Source organism: Mesorhizobium sp. LNHC209A00, from assembly GCF_000502915.1.
Classification (GTDB): domain Bacteria; phylum Pseudomonadota; class Alphaproteobacteria; order Rhizobiales; family Rhizobiaceae; genus Mesorhizobium.
Genome location: NZ_AYWT01000001.1, coordinates 642,948 through 663,417 on the forward strand (window position 1 = coordinate 642,948; position 20,470 = coordinate 663,417).

General features: G+C 63.5%; 21 protein-coding genes. 13 read left to right on the forward strand and 8 right to left on the reverse strand.

Features of this window, described 5'->3' with window-relative positions:
• Positions 1–64: 64 nt before the first annotated feature.
• The 3 genes from X739_RS162845 to X739_RS162835 all read right to left on the reverse strand — a co-directional run bounded on the left by X739_RS162845 (position 65) and on the right by X739_RS162835 (position 3,895).
• Positions 65–1,192, reverse strand: a complete 1,128-nt coding sequence (locus tag X739_RS162845) for a sugar ABC transporter substrate-binding protein (RefSeq protein WP_023769574.1) — start codon at positions 1,190–1,192, stop codon at positions 65–67.
• Between the two features lie 286 nt (positions 1,193–1,478).
• Positions 1,479–2,507 carry a LacI family DNA-binding transcriptional regulator gene (locus X739_RS162840; RefSeq protein WP_023769573.1) on the reverse strand — a complete coding sequence of 343 codons (1,029 nt, stop codon included), beginning with the start codon at positions 2,505–2,507 and terminating at the stop codon, positions 1,479–1,481.
• Between the two features lie 158 nt (positions 2,508–2,665).
• Positions 2,666–3,895: an MFS transporter gene (locus tag X739_RS162835; protein WP_023792358.1), complete on the reverse strand. Its 1,230-nt coding sequence runs from the start codon at positions 3,893–3,895 to the stop codon at positions 2,666–2,668.
• A gap of 172 nt (positions 3,896–4,067) precedes the next feature.
• Between X739_RS162835 and X739_RS162830 the strand changes: the two genes are divergently transcribed.
• A complete protein-coding gene (locus tag X739_RS162830) occupies positions 4,068–4,358 on the forward strand; it encodes a DUF3175 domain-containing protein (RefSeq protein ID WP_015317112.1) in 291 nt (96 codons plus the stop codon).
• Between the two features lie 93 nt (positions 4,359–4,451).
• On the opposite strand, the gene X739_RS162825 is transcribed toward X739_RS162830, so the two are convergent.
• The 3 genes from X739_RS162825 to X739_RS162815 form a co-directional block, all read right to left on the reverse strand.
• A complete protein-coding gene (locus X739_RS162825; protein ID WP_023792362.1) occupies positions 4,452–4,895 on the reverse strand; it encodes an SRPBCC family protein in 444 nt (147 codons plus the stop codon).
• A gap of 153 nt (positions 4,896–5,048) precedes the next feature.
• Complete coding sequence (locus tag X739_RS162820; protein ID WP_023782757.1) at positions 5,049–5,825, reverse strand: FadR/GntR family transcriptional regulator; 777 nt, start codon at positions 5,823–5,825, stop codon at positions 5,049–5,051.
• A gap of 102 nt (positions 5,826–5,927) precedes the next feature.
• Complete coding sequence (locus X739_RS162815) at positions 5,928–6,824, reverse strand: NAD(P)-dependent oxidoreductase (protein WP_023792366.1); 897 nt, start codon at positions 6,822–6,824, stop codon at positions 5,928–5,930.
• A gap of 120 nt (positions 6,825–6,944) precedes the next feature.
• On the opposite strand from X739_RS162815, the gene X739_RS162810 reads away from it, so the two are divergent.
• Entirely contained in the window at positions 6,945–7,883 is a 939-nt protein-coding gene (locus X739_RS162810; protein ID WP_023792369.1) for an NAD(P)-dependent oxidoreductase, read from the forward strand.
• Positions 7,884–7,904: 21 nt separating this feature from the next.
• On the opposite strand, the gene X739_RS162805 is transcribed toward X739_RS162810, so the two are convergent.
• Together X739_RS162805 and X739_RS162800 are read right to left on the reverse strand one after the other, a co-directional pair.
• Complete coding sequence (locus tag X739_RS162805) at positions 7,905–8,687, reverse strand: FadR/GntR family transcriptional regulator (protein ID WP_023782760.1); 783 nt, start codon at positions 8,685–8,687, stop codon at positions 7,905–7,907.
• A 186-nt stretch (positions 8,688–8,873) separates the two neighbouring features.
• Positions 8,874–9,863 (reverse strand): sugar-binding protein, encoded by a 990-nt coding sequence (locus X739_RS162800; RefSeq protein WP_023769566.1) that lies wholly within the window; start codon positions 9,861–9,863, stop codon positions 8,874–8,876.
• Positions 9,864–10,312: 449 nt separating this feature from the next.
• On the opposite strand from X739_RS162800, the gene X739_RS162795 reads away from it, so the two are divergent.
• From X739_RS162795 to X739_RS162745, 11 genes are all read left to right on the forward strand, one after another.
• On the forward strand, positions 10,313–11,056 hold the full coding sequence (locus tag X739_RS162795; RefSeq protein ID WP_023782761.1) for an ATP-binding cassette domain-containing protein: 744 nt from the start codon (positions 10,313–10,315) through the stop codon (positions 11,054–11,056).
• A gap of 61 nt (positions 11,057–11,117) precedes the next feature.
• The gene (locus tag X739_RS162790; protein ID WP_023782762.1) at positions 11,118–12,116 is read left to right on the forward strand and encodes an ABC transporter permease; all 999 of its coding nucleotides are present in this window, start codon (positions 11,118–11,120) and stop codon (positions 12,114–12,116) included.
• Between the two features lie 176 nt (positions 12,117–12,292).
• Positions 12,293–13,120 carry an AraC family transcriptional regulator gene (locus tag X739_RS162785; protein WP_023792374.1) on the forward strand — a complete coding sequence of 276 codons (828 nt, stop codon included), beginning with the start codon at positions 12,293–12,295 and terminating at the stop codon, positions 13,118–13,120.
• A gap of 114 nt (positions 13,121–13,234) precedes the next feature.
• Positions 13,235–13,678 carry an SRPBCC family protein gene (locus tag X739_RS162780; protein ID WP_023769561.1) on the forward strand — a complete coding sequence of 148 codons (444 nt, stop codon included), beginning with the start codon at positions 13,235–13,237 and terminating at the stop codon, positions 13,676–13,678.
• Positions 13,679–13,688: 10 nt separating this feature from the next.
• Positions 13,689–14,483, forward strand: a complete 795-nt coding sequence (locus X739_RS162775; protein ID WP_023769560.1) for an FAD binding domain-containing protein — start codon at positions 13,689–13,691, stop codon at positions 14,481–14,483.
• 53 nt (positions 14,484–14,536) lie between these two features.
• The gene (locus X739_RS162770; protein ID WP_023782765.1) at positions 14,537–15,019 is read left to right on the forward strand and encodes a (2Fe-2S)-binding protein; all 483 of its coding nucleotides are present in this window, start codon (positions 14,537–14,539) and stop codon (positions 15,017–15,019) included.
• A gap of 12 nt (positions 15,020–15,031) precedes the next feature.
• A complete protein-coding gene (locus tag X739_RS1000000171095) occupies positions 15,032–16,399 on the forward strand; it encodes a xanthine dehydrogenase family protein molybdopterin-binding subunit (protein WP_023769559.1) in 1,368 nt (455 codons plus the stop codon).
• Between the two features lies 1 nt (position 16,400).
• Positions 16,401–17,405, forward strand: coding sequence for a molybdopterin cofactor-binding domain-containing protein (locus X739_RS1000000171100; protein ID WP_023756899.1), 1,005 nt, complete (start codon positions 16,401–16,403; stop codon positions 17,403–17,405).
• Positions 17,406–17,413: 8 nt separating this feature from the next.
• Complete coding sequence (locus X739_RS162755; protein ID WP_023769558.1) at positions 17,414–18,295, forward strand: MoxR family ATPase; 882 nt, start codon at positions 17,414–17,416, stop codon at positions 18,293–18,295.
• The gene (locus X739_RS162750) at positions 18,292–19,563 is read left to right on the forward strand and encodes a VWA domain-containing protein (RefSeq protein WP_348625743.1); all 1,272 of its coding nucleotides are present in this window, start codon (positions 18,292–18,294) and stop codon (positions 19,561–19,563) included. Before X739_RS162755 ends, X739_RS162750 begins: the two co-directional genes overlap by 4 nt.
• Positions 19,563–20,450, forward strand: coding sequence for an amidohydrolase (locus X739_RS162745; RefSeq protein WP_023782768.1), 888 nt, complete (start codon positions 19,563–19,565; stop codon positions 20,448–20,450). Before X739_RS162750 ends, X739_RS162745 begins: the two co-directional genes overlap by 1 nt.
• Positions 20,451–20,470 lie beyond the last annotated feature (20 nt).

Here is a 20,470-nt window from a genome sequence, read left to right on the forward strand (position 1 = left end):
GGCGATTGTGGGATTGCAGGCTGGCGCCGCGGGATCAGCCGCGGCGCCAGAGGATAGCCAGCGACTACTGGTTTTCCTTGGTCTGCCCCATGATTTCCTGGGCGCTGAAATTGATGCCGCAGGTCGGGAAGGAATTGCCGACGAAGAAATTGTCGGACTGGTCGGGGAAGAAATCCTGGCCTGCCTTGAAGTTCGGATCCTCGACAATGGCCAGCGGCAGCTTCACCGATTGCGGCACGACATTGCCTTCGAGGGCCGCGATTGCCGTCTTGATTGCCACGGCCACCTGGGCGGGGCCGGTGCCGGCGGAAGAGCACTTCAAGCCGTCGCCGGCATGCGCGGCGCAGAATTTGCGAAAGCCGTTCTCCGTCTCGCCGCCGAACGGAACGAATGGATGCTTGGCATCCATCATCGCCTGCACGATGCCGGTGTCGCCGCCTTGCCCGGTGATGCCGTCGAAGGGTCCGTTGGTGGCAATCGCGTCCGCCGTAGCTTTCTGGGCGACGCCATCGTCCCATTTGCCGACCACCTCGGTGACTTCCCATTTCTTGCCCGAGCCGTCGAGAACCTCGTGGATGCCGGCATGGCGGTCCGTATCGACGGAGGTGCCGGCGACGCCGCGCACTTCGAGCACCTTTCCGCCGTTCGGAACATGTGAGACCAACCACTTGCCCCACAATGCGCCAAGGCCCTTCTGGTCCACATTGACGTTGATGGCATCCTTGGTGTCGAGGATGTTGTCGAAGGCGACCAGCACGACCCCCGCTTCCCTGGCGCGCTTGATGACCGGCCCGAAGGCGGTCGGATTCTGCGCGTTGACGACAATGGCGTCAAAGCCGGAATCAATGAAATTGTTGATCGCGGAGATCTGCGCCGGGACGTCCTCGCCGGTCGACACAACCTTGAATTCCTTCAGTTTCTTGGCGACATCCGGCTGTGCCGCATACGCCTTGGCGGTCTGCACCATCTGGATACGCCAAGTGTTGGCGATATAGCCGTTGGCGAGCGCAACGCGATATGGGCCGGCCTTTTTGGGGAACTTGAAGAATTGCGTATCGGCTGCCCATGGGGCGAAGCAGTCCGGCTCGGCTGCTGGTCCCTTGACGACTTCTGGGCCTGCGGCCATCGCCGCTGAGCTCAACATGACGAATGCAGTGGCGGCAACGATGCCACCGACGAGTGACTTGATCATCGATATTCCTCCCAGTTGCAGTTCTGACTTCTTTGTTTAGCTGCGGTACAATGACGTGTTGACCCAAGCACCTCCCGCCGTAGTCCCACGCACGTCAGGTGGCCAGCGCCAACCTGCTCCTCCTTTTCGCTTCCTTAAGCGGGAGCGAAAGTATCATATTATCAATAATAAACAAGGAAATTCTGTCGCTTATGTATAATAAACAACGCGCTGACGCCATGCGGTTTCGAATGGTAGCGCTACCAAGAATCCCTGTAAAGGCTGATTCAGCAGGTTCTAAAATGTTTCAGCGCGCCGTGCTCTCGCGGCGCTTCAGCTCGAACCCAAGGTCGACGACCCGCTGCCGCGGCCTGTCACCTGATATTGCCGCAAGCGCCATGGCCACCGCGCGCCTGCCGATTTCGTAGCGATGGGTGCGGATGCTGGTGATCGAAGGAAACGCCACTTGCATCATGTCGAGATCGTTGAAGCCGACAATGCCAATGGTCTTGGGCACGTCGATGGAAGCGCGATGGCATTCGAACAGCACGCCGAGCGCGATGTCGTCATTGTTGCAGAACACGCCGTCGAGCGTTGGCATCTTGGCAAGAGCATCGCGGAACAGTTCGCGACCAAGCGGCACGCTGGACAGCACCGGCGTTGTGGTGATCAGGCGCGGGTCCGTGAGGCCGGCGTTCTCCATCGCCACCCGGTAACCAGCCAGGCGCCGCTGCGAGCGGGGGTCCATGCGTGCACCGATGAAGCCGATCCGGCGATACCCCGCCTCGATCAGGTGCTCGGTCGCCGTCCGACCGCCATCGAGATGCGAGAAACCGACCATCATGTCCACCGGATCAGGCCCGGTCTCCATCACCTGCACCACCGGGCAACCGGCATTCTCCAGGAGTTTTCGCGAAGCGGTCGTCTGGTCGATGCCGGCAACGATGAGCGCGGCCGGGCGTTGCGAACCGAACAACTGCAGCAGCCGCTCTTCCTCCAGTCCGGAATAGTGCGTATTGCCGAGCTGGATGCGGAACGGGCTGTCCGACAGGCTGTCATAAATGCCGCGCACCACCTCGGCGAAGACGTTATTGGTCAGCGAAGGCACCAGCACACCGAACACTTCGGCGCGCGCCGAGGCCAGTGCGCGCGCATTGGGGTCCGGCACATAGCCGAGTTCGTCGACGGCGGCCTGGATCTGGCGGCGCAGCTCCTCGGAAACGCGCGCCGGGTCGCGCAGCGCGCGTGAAACGGTGATGGCGCCGACGCCGGCCTTGCGTGCCACATCCGATAGGGTTGGGCGGCCACCGCCCCGGCGCGAACGCGGCTTGATCACGATCTTGGCCCATGCGCATGGCCATCGAAGCGCGCCCGCAATGCGATCTTTCCAGCTGTCGCCATCTCACCGGCCTGTTGCCGCACCCTCCGCCTTGGCGTCGCGCAGTGACTGCCCGTTGTCAAGCCGGGCCACCGAATGGCCGTGCTTGGCTTTCCTCAGGCGGCTACGGCAGCCCTGTCCCTTGCCTTCCACATGAACAGTCCGATCGCGAGTATGTTCAAGAGGTTCCAGGCAATCCCGTTCAGGAACGCGGCGGCATAGGAGCCGGTCAGGTCGTAGATCCAGCCCGACATCCAGCCGCCGATCGCCATGCCGAAAATCGTCGCCATCATGACGATGCCGATGCGCTGGCCGGCTTCCTTGGCGGGCAGGTATTCGCGCACGATGATCGCATAGCAAGGGACGATGCCGCCTTGCGACAGGCCGAAGACCAGCGACACGGCATAGAGCGAGGCGAGCCCGTCGAACGGGATGTAGAACAGCAGTGACAGGCATTGCAGCACGGAGCCGATAAGCAAGGTTTTGACACCGCCGATGCGGTCGGCGACAAAGCCCGAAGCGAGCCGGCTGACGACGCCCGCGGCCATCATGATCGACAGCATGTCGGCGCCATGCGCCATGCCGTAGCCAAGATCCATGCAATAGGCGACGATATGCACTTGCGGCATCGACATCGCCACGCAGCAGCCCAGTCCCGCGACGACCAGCAGCATCTGCATCGCGGCTGGAGACATTGGCATCGGCTGCACAGACCGGCTTCCGGCCGAGCCGGCGGCTGCCGCTTCCGGAGCGCCACGGCGCAGCAAAAGCACCAGCGGCACCATGGTGACCAGGCAGAAGACGCCGATGGCGGCATAGGTGAAGCGCCAGCCTTCCGCTTTGATCAGCGTCGGCATGATGGTCGGCCAGATCGCTCCGGCGAGGTAATTGCCGGCCGCGGCCGCGGTGACGGCGACGCCGCGCCGGCGATTGAACCAATGCGATATATCGGCGATCAGCGGCCCGAAGATCACCGATGTACCGAGACCGATCAGCACGCCCTGGGCAAGGGTGAATTGCAGGATCGAGGTCGACAGAGCCGCGAGCAGAAGGCCGGCGGAGAGCGCGATCGAGGAAAACAGCGCCGGAATCCAGTAACCCATGCGGTCGATGGCACGGCCGACCAGCACATTGCCGGCGGCGAAGCCTACCATGGTCGCGGTATAAGGCATGGATGCCGCGGCGCGGTCGACGCCGAACTCGGCCTGTACCGCCGGCAGCACCACGACAACGGCCCACATGCCGACCGCGCCGATCGTCGCCAGCAGCATCGAGATAGCAAGGCGCATCCAGGCGTAGGAACTGTCGATACCGGGGCTCGGCCGGCTCAAGTCGGCTCGTGACAAAGGCGTTTCCTGTCGGCGGCCTCAACCGCTGCTGTTTTGGCCACTATCGACGCATTCTCGGCGCACAGCAGCACCACAGAGGGCAAATCCGTGGTTCCAGGGAGGTACGAGTGCGGGAACCGACGCCAGCATCTGGAGTTTCCGATCAGCAACCCCGCAAAGGAGTCCTGCCATGACCGCCACCAAGCAGAAATGGTCGGCCGAGGTGACCGAGCACAGCGATGCCATGGATCTCGAGGACCACGTGTTCGAATCCGACGATGCCAAGAAGATCGCCGCCTCGCTCAAGCGTTCGGCCGAACACAGCCACCGCCGCAAGGCCGAGCCCTTCCAGTCCGCGATGTCGATGCTGAATTTTTACATCAACAGGGCCGGAAAAAACCTGCCCGCGGCACGCAAGAAGATCCTCGAGGACGCCAAGGACGAATTGCGCGCGGCATTCGGGCGGCCAAAAGAGGATTAGGCCCTAGCCGCCAATGGCTCCTCAAACTTGTTCCTCACCATCGAAAACGAGGTGAGGAACCCGTTCCTTACCGCTACCCAGACGGTCGGCGCCCTATTGTCTGATCTCGGGTTCGACAAGCTTGGCCAGGTTGCGCAGCGACTCTTGCCAGCCGAGATAGCAGGCTTCGGCGGGAATGGCGTCTGGAATGCCGGCTTGTGTGATGTTCACTTCGGTGCCTACGGACACTTTCTTCAACGTCACGGTCACCAGGATCTCGCCGGGCAGGTTGGGATCGTCGAACCTGTCGGTGTAGCGCAGGAGTTCGCCCGCGACGAGCTCGACATACTCACCGCCAAACGAATGGCTGTCGCCAGTGGTGAAGTTGCGGAACGACATCTTGAAGGTACCGCCGACCTTGCCTTCGAAGTGATGAACCGTGCAGGTGAAGCCGTTCGGCGGAAGCCATTTGGCAAGAGCGTCGGCCTCGAGGAACGCGCGGTAGACCTTCTCCGGGCTGGTGGTCAGAACGCGATGCAAACGTACGGTACTGGGCATGTCGATACTCCTTCGTGGTCTCTGTTCGATGCCCCAAGGACGGACACCACACAGCCGGTCCGACATAGGCTTTAGAATTTTTTGCGGTGCTCCCCGAATTGCTTCGAGCTCGAAGGCGCAAACACCCCCGCCGAACGGCCGTGTCGCGGAAATCTATCGCGAACGGATGACGTTGTCGGTATTGGCCAGCAGCTTGCGCACGGCATTGCGCGCTGCGTCGGGCCGCTGGAGGCGGATATTCTTTTCGATTGCCTCATGCATCTTCTGGGCGAGTTGCAAATCGTCGAGTTCACGGGTCGTGTAGGCAAACAGGTGGTCGAAGGCGGATTCGATCAGCACGCCGAGCGGCACCAGCAGATCATTGCCCGAGGCACGCAGGATGGCGAGGTGGAAGCGGGTGTCGGCGCGGGTCCGCTCCTGCAAGCTTTTCGCCTCGCCCATCTCACGACAGGCCTGGCTGATCTCGGCCATCTGCTCGTCGGTCCGCCGCATGGCGGCGAAGGCGGTCGCTTCCGGCTCGATGATGTGGCGGAATTCCTGCACCGTCTTCAGGAACACCTCGCGGTCGGGCGACGTCGCGTACCAGGCGAGCACGTCGCGGTCGAGCAGGTTCCAGCGCTCCTTCGGCTCGACCCAGCTGCCGATCTTGGGGCGCGATGCGAGCAGGCTCTTGGCCATCAGCATCTTGATCGCCTCGCGCACGGCCGAGCGGCTGACGCTGAAGGTCTCCGACCATTTGGCCTCATTGGGCAGGATGGTGCCGGGCGGATAGTCGCCGCGCACGATCCTGAGGCCAATCTCGCCGGCCAGTGATGTGTGCACGCTGGAGCCCGGAATACGTGCCGCGTCGGCTCGCCGAACACCGGCCGGACGATCGGCGGCTACAGCCTTTTTGGGCGATTTTTCCTTGTTCGGCTTCGCGTCCCGCATGGGTTCCAGAAAGGCCGGTTTAGGGGAGCTGTCAAGCGCGGTGCGGGCGTCGGGCCGCGAAGCCGGCCCTCTATGCACAACCCAGCCGTGATTCGAGCTCGCTCAGGCGGTCTTGACGTATTTGCGCCAGCTGTGCTCCGGGCGGAAGCCGAGCACGTCGCGCGCCTTGCGGTTCGACAGCAGCGTCTCATACTCACCGAGTTCGCCGTTGACCGGCACGTCGGGATAGAACCGCTTCAGGAGCTCGGCGGTCGGCAGATCGGACGAGGTGTCGTCATTGGCGGCATTGAACACCTGGTAGCCCAGCCCATCCTTCTCGACGGCCAGCAGCGTGATCTGGCCAAGGTCGCGCGCGTCGATGTAACTCCAGGCGATGCGCTTGCGAAAACCAGGATCGGCGAACCATTTCGGAAACAGCGAATACTCATGCGGCTCGATGACGTTGCCGATGCGCAAGGCATAGATATCCGTGCCGTTGCGCTGCGCGAAAGCGCGCGCGGTCTTCTCGTTGACGATCTTTGATAGCGCATAGCTATCCATCGGGTCGACGTCATACTCCTCGTCGAGCGGGAAATGCGTGGGATCGCGCGGCTCGTTGGCGAACACCAGGCCGTAGGTCGTCTCGCTGGAAGCGATGATCACCTTGCGAATACCGAGCTTCACCGCTGCCTCGATGACGTTGTAGGTGCCCATTGCATTGATGCGGAACACCTCGTTGTCGGGCGTGATCATGATGCGTGGGATTGCAGCGAAATGCACCACGGCGTCCACTGGCTGCGGGCGTAGCGAGGGGTCGAATTCGTGCAGCCCCATATAGCTCGACAGCGCGTTGAACACCTGGCCGCTGTCGGTGATGTCGGTGATCAGCGTGCGCACCTTGGGATTGTCGAGCGGCTTGGTGTCGATGTTGAGCACCTGGCAACCCTGCTCCACCAGATATTGCACGACGTGGCGCCCAGCCTTGCCGCTGCCGCCGGTGAACATGATCCGCTTCGTCATTTCTGGTCTCCACGAAAGTCCTGGGATTTACGTGTATTGTCAGACAATATTGCTTTCTGCAACCGTATATGGCTAAAACAGCGGCGACATTATCGATAATCACGGAACAGGACAGACAGCATGAGCACGAGCGCTACCGGTGAGAAGATCGGCTTTGTCGGCCTTGGCCTGATGGGGCACGGCATCGCCAAGAACATTGTCGACAAGGGATATTCCCTGACCTTCCTCGGCCGCAAGAACCGCAAACCGGCGGAGGATCTTCTCGGCCGAGGGGCTCGCGAGGCATCGACTTCCCGCGATGTGGCGGCGGCATCCGATATCGTTTTCATCTGCGTCACCGGCTCGCGCGAGGTGGAGGCTATCATTCGCGGTCCCGATGGCCTCAAGGAGGGCTTGAAGAAGGGGGCGGTCGTCGTCGACTGCTCGACATCGGATCCGGTCTCGACCGTGGCACTTGCCACGGAACTCAGGGCGCTCGGCGTCGACTATGTCGACGCGCCGCTCAGCCGCACGCCGAAGGAAGCCTGGGAAGGCACGCTCGACGCCATGGTTGGCGCGCCCGACGCCGTCTTTGCCAGGGTCAAGCCGGTGATCGACACCTGGGCCGGCCGCATCGTGCATATCGGCGATACCGGAGACGGCCACCGCATGAAGCTGCTCAACAATTTCATCTCGCTTGGCTACGCCGCACTCTATTCCGAGGCCTTGGCACTGGCGGAGAAGGTCGGCATCTCGCCGCCGCGTTTCGACAGCGTCATTCGCAACGGCCGCATGGATTGCGGCTTCTACCAGACCTTCATGCGCTGGACGCTGGAAGGCGACCGCGACGCCCACAAATTCACCATAGCCAATGCCTTCAAGGATTTGACCTATCTGGAATCGATGGCGGGCGCGGCGGGCATCGCCAATCCGCTCGGCAACGCCACCAAGAATTCCTTCGCCGGCGCTCACGCAACCGGCCCGGCCGAGCAGTTCGTGCCGATGCTGGCCACGCACATCGCCAAGGTCAATGGCATCGACCTGATGCCGACGAAGGATGGAAAGAAGCAGACGATCTGAGACCCGGACGGCCGGCCGGCCTCATCGCCGGCCCCTTCCGATCCCCTCATCCGTGTCGGCAAGCAGCTTGTGCACGGCGTTGCGCGCCGCGGCTGGCCGCTGCAGGCGGATGCTTTTCTCGATCGCCTCGTGCAGTTTCTGTGCCCGCCGCTGATCGCCGACCTGGCGCGTGGTGAAGACGAAGAGATGGTCGAGCGCCGATTCGATCAACACGCCGAGCGGCACCAGAAGGTCGTTGCCCGACGCCCGCAGGATGGCGAGGTGGAAGCGCGTGTCGGCACGGATGCGCTCGGGCAGGTTGGCCGCCTCGCCCATCTCGCGGCAGGCCAGGCTGATCTCGGCCATCTGCTCGTCGCTGCGCCGCATGGCGGCAAAGGCGGATGCTTCCGGTTCGATGATGTGGCGGAACTCCTGCACGGTGCGAAGGAACGCTTCGCGATCCGGCGCGGTCGCGTACCAGGCCAGCACGTCGCGGTCGAGCAGGTTCCAGCGCTCCTTCGGCTCGACCCAACTGCCGATCTTTGGCCGCGAAGCCAAAAGGCTCTTGGCCATCAGCATCTTGATCGCCTCGCGCACCGCCGAACGGCTGACATTGAAGGTTTCGGCCCATTTGGCCTCATTGGGCAGGATGCTGCCAGGCGGATAGTCGCCGCGCACGATCCTGAGGCCAATCTCGCTGGCGAGCGAGGCATGGACGCTGGACCCGGGAAAGTGCGCCGCATCCGCCCTACGCATGGCTGCTGGGTCATGGCTGGCTTGCGCCTTGGCCCGGCCGGCTTTTTTCTTTGCCTTCTCGTCCGGCATTCACGTTCCAATAGGTCGGCCGCCAGTCACCCGGATTGATCCGAACCCGCGTGGCGCACCGATCCCGTTGCCGAAAATCCAAACCACTGACGCGTCAAAGCCGGAGCCCGATTGCCCCAACCAAGGCGTCCTGTTGAAGAGTGGAGGAAACGGGACGCTCGTTGGCGAGCGCCCCGAAATCGCGGCCTACTTCTGGATGCAGGTGTCGACGGTGTCCTTGGTGCATTCGTCGAGACCGGTGAAGACCGGATCGTCAACCTTCTTGCCTTCGACCAGGTCGATCATCACCGATGGTGCCTTGTAGCCCATTTCGAAGGGCCGCTGGCCGACCAGCGCGGTGACAAGGCCGTCCCTGGCGATCGCCACCTCGTCGCCGATCGTGTCGGCGGCGCCGATGACGAAGTCGTTCTTGGCCAGCCGGTCCTTGAGCGGGCCGATCAGGTCGCGGTAGGGCTGCGGCGCGCCGAACAGCGGCCACCCGCCCATGATGCCGAACGCGTCGAGCTTGGGGTTGGCGGCGAGGATGTCGGTCATCGCCTGAACGCCCTTGGCTCCGTCGTCATTGGTGAACACCGGGCAGCCGGCGACTTCCGTCCAGCCGCCTTCGCCGGCAAGTGCCGTGAGGCCTTCCTTGCCGGTCAGCGCGTCGCGCATGCCTTGCGCGCGGCGCAGGATGTTGTCGGCCGCCGGATTGCCCTCGATGGTGCAGATCGTGCCACCATTCGGCTTGGCCTTCTTGATGTACTCGCCGATCTTCTTGCCCATCAGGTAGTTGTCGGTGCCAAGATAGGTCTTGCGCAGTGCCGCGTCTCCCTTGGCGAGGTCGGCGTCGACGGTCATGATCGGGATCGACGGATTGGCGCTCTTGATCGTCTGTGCGATCAGCGGCGCGTTGGACGGCGAGATCGCCATAGCAACCGTGTCGGCCTTGCTAAGCATATCCTGCACGATCTGCGCCTCGCCGGCCTCGTCGGAAGTCGATGCCGGGCCGGTGTAGAAGCATTCATATTCCGAGCTGGCGTTTTCCTTGTTCCATTTCTCGCAGCCCTGGTGGATGGCTTCGAAGAATGGATTGTCGAGACCTTTCACCACGATGACGAGCTGCTTCTTGGCCAAAGCCGGCCCGGCGCCCAACGCCATGGCGGCGACGGCGGCGAGCAATACTGTTTTCCTCATGTCAGTCCTCCCTTTGCAACCAGACGGACACGGCGTGCCCGCCACACAAACCAGCCAGGATGCGAGATGACTGAGACGCGTGCGCCCATTCAATCCGGCCAGGCCGATAAGCATTTTCAGATGCGACCCTCCCAGCGACGACGCTGCACGATCGCCAAAACCTTCTTGCCGTTGGCGCCGCCGATGGCGTCGTCAAAGCCGGCATGTCTTCCTCCGACGCTCAACTAATAACGGCTTGCCGCCAACGTCAATGCTATTTGTCCTACAAAACGGATTTTTCAAAATCTGCACGGCACTATTCGTCTGACAATTGCCTGTTCGACAATTGACGCCCGCGATACCATTCGCGTAAATGACCGCATCGCTGCCCCCGGGAGGAGCTGGGGAAAGCCAATGGAAGCTGTCGCCTGTCCGCGTGCGGATGGGTCAGGCATGGGAGGCAAAGACTGGTGGCGGTTCTCGAACTCACCAACATCTCGAAGCATTTCGGCGCCATCCAGGCGGTCAACGACGTGTCGCTGTCGATCGAGCCCGGAGAGGTCGTCGGCCTGATGGGCGACAACGGCGCCGGCAAGTCGACGCTGGTCAAGATGATCGCCGGCAATTTCCGCCCGAGCCATGGCACCATGCGCATGGACGACAAGGAACTCATCCTGCACAAGCCGGTCGAGGCGCGCCAGCACGGCATCGAGATCGTCCACCAGGACCTGGCGCTCTGCAACAATCTGACGGCGGCGGCCAATGTCTATCTCGGCCGTGAACTGCGTCGTGGCGTCGGCCCGTTCCGTATCCTCGACTATGCGGCGATGTACAAGCGCGCCGGCCATATCTTCGCCGAGCTGAAATCCGAGACGCGCCCGCGCGATCTCGTCAAGCAGATGTCGGGCGGACAGCGCCAGGCCGTGGCGATCGCCCGCACCATGCTGTCGCAGGCCAAGATCGTGCTGATGGACGAGCCGACGGCGGCGATCTCGGTGCGGCAGGTCGCCGAAGTGCTCAACCTCATCCGCAACTTGCGTAAACAGGGCATCGCCGTGGTGCTGATCAGCCACCGCATGCCCGACGTCTTCGACGTCGCGGACCGCGTCATCGTGATGCGGCGCGGCAGGAAGGTCGCCGACAAGGCGATCGCGTCGAGCTCGCCCGAGGAAGTCACCGGGTTGATCACCGGCGCCATCGAGCAGGCGGCGTGAGAGCGATAAAACCGGTTTTCATTGCGCTGGCGCGTTTCGCTGCCGGCAGGAAAGGTCGATAATGGCAGTCACCCTTGACCAGACGATCGCGCAGAAGCAGCACACTCTCCTGTCGCGCCTGTTCTCCAGCCAGACTTTCTGGGTGGTGGTCGCCGTCGTCCTGGCCTGCATCTTCTTGTCCTTCGCCACCGATGCCTTCGCCACCTCGAAGAACCTCTACAACATCACGCGCAACATCACCTTCGTCGCCATCGTGGCGCTCGGCATGACCTTCGTCATCATCACCGGTGGCATCGACCTGTCGGTAGGCTCGGTGCTGTGCCTGTGCTCGATGGTGCTGGCCGTCACCATGCATGCAGGCTATTCGATCGAGATCGGCATTCTGGCCTCGATCGCCACCGCGCTCGTCATCGGCGCGTTCAACGGCATTTTTATCGCCTATCTGGGCTTTCCGCCCTTCGTGGTGACGCTCGGCATGCTGTCGATCGCCCGCAGCCTCGCCATGGTGGCCTCCAACAACACCGTCGTCTTCCAGTTCGGCCCGGACCACGACAAGCTTCTGGCGCTCGGCGGCGGCGCCTGGGTGTTCGGCATCGCCAATCCGGTACTCTACACGATCCTTTTGGCCCTGATCACCGGCTTCGTCCTGCGCTGGACGAAGTTCGGCCGCCACATCTTTGCCATTGGCGGCAACGAGCACGCCGCGACGCTGACCGGCGTGCCGGTTCGCCAGATCAAGGTCGCCGTCTACATGATCTCGGCGCTGTCGGCCGGCATTGCGGGCATCATCGAAACCGGCTGGCTCGGCGCTGTCACCACCAATCTCGGCAACGGCATGGAACTGCAAGTGATCGCCGCCACCGTCATCGGTGGCGCCAATTTGGCCGGCGGCGTCGGCACCGCCTTTGGCGCCATCGTCGGTGCTGCCCTCATCGAGGTGATCCGCAACAGCCTTGGCTTGCTCGGCATCAATGCCTTCTGGCAAGGGACTTTCATCGGCGGCGCCATCCTGCTCGCGGTTTTGTTCGACCGCATCCGCAATTTCAGGCGCAGCGATTGAGGGCTCTTCGCCGTCGAAGCGCTAGTCGTTCTGATCCTATCGCTCAGTCTGAAAATCGGCTGAAGCCGACGGCCTTTGATGCCGGCCAACAGCCGATGCCTTGACGGATGCCGAAAACCGGCCGCACAATCCCCCTGCAGGCGAAGGGAGGCCAGTCGCTTGCGGGAGGATATGCCATGACGGAAGCGATCAGGCTCTACTGGGGCCGGTTCGGACATGTTTCTGTCCTGAATGTCGCGAGCGACTTCGTCACCCATGCCCATGTCGAGGCTCATCTGATCATCTGGCTCGAAGGCACCGCCGGCGAGATGACCATCGGCCGCGAGACGGTCAGCCTCGGCCCCTGCACCGCCGCCGGCATCAATTCCTTCCAGCCCCACAGCCATGTCCTGTCGCAAAACGGGACGCCCGGTCTGTTTCTCGCCTTCTACATCGATCCCGACTGGGCCCGCCGCCGGCGCGACCTGCCATCCAACGCGCCGCTGTTTTCGCGGGCGGCGATCGCGCTCGAGCCTTGGCTGCACCAGGCGGCCGCCAGCCTGCTCGACCATCTCACCGACAATGAGAGCGTCGACGATGTCGCCAATTACGAGATCGAGCGCTTCGTCGACTCGGTGCTCGATGCCGCCGATGCCTCGGCGCCGCAGGACGCGCGCGGCCGCATAAACACGGTGCAGGATTTCCGCGTCCGCAAGGCGATTCAGCTGATGAAGGCCAATATCTGCGAACGCATCTCCTTCGACGACGTTGCCCGCGCCGTTGGCCTTTCGCGGCCGCATTTCTTCGCCTTGTTCAAGGAACAGACCAACCTGACGCCCAATGTCTACTGGAACACGCTGCGCATGGAGGAAGCGGTGCGGCAGTTGCAGTGGTCGCGGGAGCCGCTGATCTCGGTCGCCTGCAATCTCGGCTTCACCACGCAAGGCAATTTCTCGCGCTTCTTCCGCGACCATGTCGGCGTGCCGCCGACGCTCTACCGCGAGGCCGCGCGGGCAACGGCCTGAGCAACAGCTATCTGTTTTTTCAGACTGGTTGATAGACGCTCAAGACGCATTGATAAGCGCTGCCCGCTGTAGCGCCCTACCCTTGCCGCAACGAAATTCGCAAGGGAACATCTTATGCCCAAAGTCACCATCTCCAGCGTCATCGACGCACCGGTCGAACAGGTTTGGGCGCGCATACGCGATTTCAACGGGTTGCCGGATTGGCATCCACGCATGGTCGAAAGCCATATCGAGGACGGCAAGGATGCCAGCACGATCGGCTGCGTGCGCAACTTCCAGCTGGCCAGCGGCGCGCGGCTGCGCGAAAAACTGGTCCACTTTTCCGATGACGATTTCCTCGTCAGCTATTCTATCCTGGAAACGCCGCAGCCGCTCACCAACCACAAGGCGACGCTGCAATTGCGGCGCATCACCGACGGTGACCGCACCTATGCCGAATGGACCGCCAGCTTCGACGCAGCACCCGAAGAAGCCGACAAGCTGGCCGAGGGCATGGGCGCCAATGTCTTCCAGGGCGGCTTCAACGCCTTGAAGAGCCATTTTGCCGGCCAGGGTTGAGGAGCGGGCCATGGCGCTGGCATTGCAGAGTTTTGCAACGGTGAAGGACGCCAGCGCGGCGCTGGAAGCCTCCGGCACGCGCTATCTCGGCGGCGGCACGCTCGTCGTACGCGCCGCCAATGAAGGCGATGTTTCGGTCTCCGGCCTTGTCAAGTCGACAGACCCGGCCCTGTCGGCAATCGCGGTCTCCGGTGGCACGGTGCGCATCGGCGCTTCCGTGACCATGGCGGCGATCGGCCGCCATCCCGAATTCGACCAGCTTGCCAAGGCCGCGCGTGCCGTTGGCGGTCCGGCGATCCGCAACATGGCGACCATCGGCGGCAATCTGTTCGCGCCGGCGCCCTATGGCGATTTCACCGTGGCCCTCCTGGCGCTCGACGCAACGGTCGCTACGAATGACGGCGAAAGACCCATCGAGACCTTCCTGGCCGCACGGGACGACAGCCGCGCCATCGTCACGTCGGTCGGTTTCACGCTTCCGAAGCCCGACAGCTTCCGCTTCCTCAAAGTGTCGCGGGTCAAGCCCAAGGGGGTCTCGGTGCTGAGCATCGCCGTCGTTCTGGAACAGGCTGAAGACGGAACCGTGTCCTCGGCACGGGTCGCGCTGGGCTGCATGGCCGATCGGCCGATGCGTGCCAAGGCAGCGGAAAAAGCGCTGCTCGGCAGGACGCTCGACCCGGACGGCATCGCACCGGCGCTGGCCGCCGCGGCTGAAGGCATCTCGCCCATCACCGACCCGATCGCCAGCGCCTGGTATCGCGCCGAGGTTCTGCCCGTGCATCTCGGCCGGCTGCTGCTCGGGTAATCACAATCGGGGGCGCGCGCTTGCCCCGCGGGGCAGGTGCGCAAGGAGGAAGAATGGCAAAGGTCCCGGTTCAATTCACGCTCAATGGCTCCGAAAAAGCCGAATTCATAGAAAGCGGCACGACGCTGCTCAATGCCTTGCGCGACAAGATCGGCGACACCTCGCCGAAGGGCGGCTGCCACCAAGGCACCTGCGGCGCCTGCTCCGTCATCATCGACGGCGAGTTGAAGCTCTCCTGCCTGACGCTGGCCGAGACCTGCAACGGTGCAATGATCACGACCACGTCGGGCCTCGCCGAAGGCGGCGTGCTGCACCCGCTGCAGCGCGCCTTCCTCGACACATTCGCCACCCAATGCGGTTTTTGCACGCCGGGCATGATCATGGCCGCCAAGGTTCTGCTCGACCACACGCCCAATCCCAGCCGCGAGGATGTCGTCGAGGCGCTGTCCGGGAACGTCTGCCGCTGCACCGGCTACGAGCCAATCATCCAGGCGGTGCTCACCGCCGCCCGCGCCAATTCGCAGAACGCGGCCTGAGGGACCAAGGAAATGGAATTGCGCAAGAGCTACTTCGCCGATGTCCGCAAGGACGATCTGCATGAGATCGGCCAGGCCCGGCCGCGCTCGGATTCGCCAGGCCACGTCACCGGCAAGACCGCCTATTTCGCCGACCGCAACTTTCCCGGCATGCTGCATTTGAAGATGGTGCGCAGCCCTCATCACCATGCCCGCATCCGCTCGATCGACACGTCGGAGGCCGAAAAACATCCGGGCGTGGTGAAGGTGCTGACGGCCAGGGACGTGCCGCACAATGTCTACACGATCCTGATCCTGATCCAGGTCGGACCGGAAGACGAGACGGTCCTGGCCGACGGCAAGGTGCGCTGGAAGGGCGAGGCCGTGGTGGCGGTGCTGGCCGAAACCGAGCGTGCCGCCCAGGAGGCCGCCGCCAAGGTCAAGGTCGACTATGAAGTGCTGCCCGCCGTGTTCGACATGGAGGAAGCGCTGAAGCCCGGCGCGCCCATCGTCAACGAGTATCACGGTCAGAACTATTACCTCTATGACAGCGGCGCGTGCCGCAAGGTGCGCTTCGGCGATGTCGAGGCGGGCTTTGCCGAAGCCGATCACGTGCTGGAGCAAAGCTATCAGTCCTCGCCCATCGAGCACGCGCCGACCGAGACCACCGGTTGCGTGGTGGCGCCCGAGGGCAATGACCGCTTCACCTGCTACACCAACACGCAGGCCATGTTCTTCACCCTCGACAACACCTCGATCATCCTGCAGATGCCGGGCAGCAAGCTGCATTTTGTCGGCGGCACGGTCGGCGGCGGTTTCGGCGGCAAGGTCGATGTCATCGTCGAACCGATCGCCATCCTCGGCGCGAAACTAACCGGGCGACCAGTCTGTTTTATCTACAGCCGCGAGGAGGAGATGCAGATCTCCTCGCCCCGCGCGGCCGAAAAAGTCGTCATCAAGGACGGCGTCATGAAGGACGGCCGCATCGTCGCACGAAAGGTCACCGGCTACACCGATGCCGGTGCCTACTCCCGCCACTCGCCCTATGGCGCGCAGAAGGGCGCTGGGCACTATCCCGGTCCCTACACCATCCCCAACGTCTGGATCGACACCTACTGCGTCTACACCAATCGCACGCCGTCGTCGGCCATGCGCGGCTTCGGCGTCACCATCGGCGATTTCGCGCTGGAGGTGCAGATGGACAAGCTGGCGCGGCTGATCGGCATGGATCCACTCGAATTCCGCTTCATCAACGCCTATCGCGACGGCGACATGAAGGCGCATCGCCAGCCGACCGAGGGCGCGGCACTCATCGAATGCATGCAGGAAGCCTCGCGCGCCGCCAACTGGCCAGTGGCGGAGAAATACATGGCGATGTCCTCCTACAAGAACGGAGCTTGAGATGGCGATCAGGCGTGGACGCGGCGTCGCCGCGATCAACTATCCCACCGGCATGAACCTTGGTGGCGACCCGACCCAGGCGCTGGTGCATTCGACACCGACCGGCAATTTCATGGTCACGCTTTCCAGCGTCGATCTCGGCCAGGGGATGAAACAGATCATGGCCCAGATCTGCGCCGAGACGATCGGCGTGCCGACCGACCGCGTCGTCGTCGACACCGCCGACACCGACACCGGCCCGCACTGCATGGGCACGTTTGCCTCGCGCGGCACACACCGCGCCGGCAACGCGGTCATCCAGGCCGCCAGGGAAGCCCGTCAGGTGATGCTTGAAGTGGCGGCCGAGGAACTGGAAGTGAATGCCTCTGACCTCGAAACCGACGGACAGGGCAACATACTGGTCAAGGGCGCGCCGCAAAAGTCGATCTCGATCTTCGATGTCGCCCTGTCGGCGCATTTCAAGCGCGGCCGCTCGATTTCTGGCCGCGGCATGTTTTTGATCCCGCGCTCCTATCCGGAGAAGGAGACCGGCGCGATGAAGCCGTCGACCTGTTATGCGCATGCCTGCACGGTGGCAGAGGTGGAAGTCGACGACGAGACCGGCGAGGTCACGGTGCTGACGGTGAAGAACGTCTTCGAGATCGGCCGCGCGTTGAACCCCAAAATGGTCGAGCAGCAGCTGGTCGGCGGCTCCTGGATGGGCATCAGCCACGCGCTCTATGAGACGACCGAGCCCTACTACCCCAACCGCGACCATGGCGGCACCGACTTCAACCAGTATCTGATGCCCGGCCCCGGCGACCTCGCCGAAACCGAGATTATTGTGCTGGAGCGCCCTTCCGCCGACGGGCCGTATGGCGCCAAGGGGCCAGGTGAAATGTGCGCCAACCCGCAAATACCGGCAGTCGCCAACGCCGTCTTCGATGCCGTCGGTGTGCGCATCGACACGCTGCCGATCACGCCCGAACGCATTTTGCGCGCGCTCAAGGCGCAAGCGGCGAACTGAGGGCCGACATGCCCGAGGTAAACGCCGAAACGGTCGCGACCTCGCCGGAGGCGGTGGCCGAGCGCCTCGCCGCCTCGCGCTATCTGGCCGACGACAGCCTCGCCACCGCCATATTCCTGGCGATCCGGCTCGGCAAGCCGCTGCTGCTCGAAGGCGCGCCGGGCGTCGGCAAGACGGAAGCCGCCAAGGCGATCGCAGAGCTGCTCGGCCGCGATCTGGTGCGCCTGCAATGCTACGAAGGCATCGACGCCGCGCACGCGCTTTATGAGTGGAACTATCAACGCCAGTTGCTCGCCATCCGCCATGCGGGCGAGCAGGAGATCGACATCTATGACGACCGTTTCCTGATTGCCCGGCCGCTGCTGCAAGTGCTGAAGGCGCCACAGCAGCGCGTGCTGCTGGTCGACGAGATCGACCGTTCCGACCATGAGTTCGAGGCGCTGCTCCTGGAATTCCTGTCCGATTTCCAGATCAGCATTCCCGAGCGCGGCACCATCCGCGCCGCCGCACAGCCGATCGTCATCCTGACCTCGAACCGCACTCGGGAGCTTGCCGAGGCGCTGCGCCGCCGCTGCGTCTATCACTGGATCGGCTACCCCGACGCCGAACGCGAAGCCGCCATCATCATGCTGCGTGCTGGCGATGTCGCGGAGGCTACCGCGCGCGCGGTGGCGGCCGCGGTGCAGACCATTCGCGCCCGTCCGCTCGCCAAGCCGCCCGGCATCGCCGAAGCCGTCGAATGGGCCAATGCCGCGACGATCCTGGAAAAGGGCGGCAGCCCGTGGCCGGAAGCCTTCCGCCGCGCCATCGGCGTGTTGATCAAGGACGAGGAAGACCTCTCCTACATCGCGCCCGAGCTAGGCCGCATCGTCGAGGAGGCGCTGGCGTGAGCCGGGAGCTCGACAATCCCTCCGCTCCGTTCACGGGGAGAAGGTGCCCCGAAGGGGCGGATGAGGGGCGGCGCCATGAGGGGAAGAAGGTGGCGCCGCCCCTCACCTGCCTGCCGGCATCCTCTCCCCGTAAACGGGGCGAGGTGAGCGTACCTCCCGCCGCCGCGCCCTTGCTCGGCTTCGGCCGACTGCTGCGCCACTACGGCTTTATAATCGCCCCGGAGCAAATCTCCGGCTTCATGCAGGCGGTGACCTTGCTTGGCCCCCGCTCGATGGCCGATATCCGCGAGGCAGCGCTCGCCACCCTGGCGCCGCCACCTGACCGCCGCGACGAATTCGAGGCGCATTTCCAAAGCTATTTTTACGGCAACACATCAGCCGTGGCGGAAGGCGACAGCGACGAGGAAACCCGCGTCAAGGATGATGGGGGCGCCGACGACGAGCGGATCGAAGCCGAGCAGCGACAGGAAGGCGGCGAGCTATCCTCGACGATCGAACAGTTGAGCACCCGCGACTTCCAACGCGACGACGACAGGCTGACCGTCTTTCGTCGTCGGCTGTCGAGCGCCTTGCCCGCGCGGCGCTCCTTCCGCACGGTGCGCACCCATTCGCGCGGCAAGCTCGACCTGCGCCGATCGCTCCGGGAAATCGTCAGCGCCGATGGCGATGTCCCCTCGCCCTTGTTGCGCCGCCGTCAGGCTGTGCCGCGCAAACTGCTGATCCTGATCGACGTGTCCGGCTCGATGAAGCTCCACACGTCGGATTATTTGAAGCTCGCGCATGCCGCCGTGCAAGGCGCTGACCGGGCAGAAATCTTCACCTTCGGGACGCGTCTGACCCGCATCACGTCAGCGCTACGCATCCGCGACCGCGAGCAGGCGCTGGCGCGCGCGGCCGCCCAGGTCGACGACTGGGACGGCGGCACCCGCATGGGGCCAACACTGCTTGCCTTCCTCTCCGTGCCGCGCTTTTCCGCCTTCGCACGTGGTGCGGCAGTGATCATCCTGTCCGACGCGCTGGAGCGCGGCGACCATGCCGAACTGGAGACGGCGATGCGCCGGCTGAGCGCACGCGCTTTCCGGCTGTCGCTGGCGACACCTTTGGCCGGCGACCCGCGCTTCCAGCCGGCAACGGCGGCCCTTCGCGCCATTTTGCCTGACCTCGACGATCTCATCGACGGCTCGTCTGTGAACAGCCTCACCGATTTCATCCTGTCGCTCGCCCGCCCTGCCCCGCGGGCGGCGACAATCTGGAAAAGGGTACCGTGATGCAGAAAACCATCGACGCGCATTTCCACATCTGGCGCCAGCAGGACCAGCCCTGGCTGGTCGGGCCGATGGTGCCGCGCATCTTCGGCCCCTACGAGCCGATACGCCGCGACTACCCGATCGAGGAGTTTCTCGCCGACCAGCAGGGTTCCGGCGTCGAGAAAGCGGTCTACGTTCAGACCAACTGGGCGAAGGAGGATTTCGAGAAGGAAGTCGCCTTCCTGCAGAAAACGGCAGATGAAACCGGCTGGCCGCACGCCATCGTCGGCTACACCGACATGACGGTGGACGATATCAGACCCCAGATCGACCGCTTGAAAAAATATCCGCTGCTGCGCGGCGTCCGCATGCAGTTGCATTGGCACGAGACCCCGGCCTTCCGCTTCGCCACTGGCCCCGATCAGGTGATCGACCCCAGGGTACGGGCCAATGTGGCGCGGCTGAAGGATTATGGCCTGTCCTTCGACCTGCAGCTCTTTCCCGCCCAGATAACGGACGGGCTGACCCTGGTCGGCGAGAACCCCGAAACCAATTTCATCCTCACCCATGCCGGCATGCTGACCGGCATGGATCAGGAAACCACCGAAGCCTGGAAGGCCGGGCTGCGCACGCTGTCAGCGGCGCCGAACGGATACGCCAAGCTGTCTGGCCTTGGCACTTTCGTCCACCGCAACGACCCCGCGCTGATCGCCTACATCGTCGACAGCGCGATCGAGATATTGGGCGCGGATCACCTGATGTTCGGTTCCAACTTCCCCATCGAGAAGTTGTGGACGAGCCACGCCGAACTGATAAAGGCCCACCGCGCGGCTGTAGCGAAGCACGGTCCGGCGGCCGAGGCTGATATCTTCTGGAACACGGCGGAGCGAATCTACCGGCCGGCTTGACCGCAGGGAGTTCGCCGCGC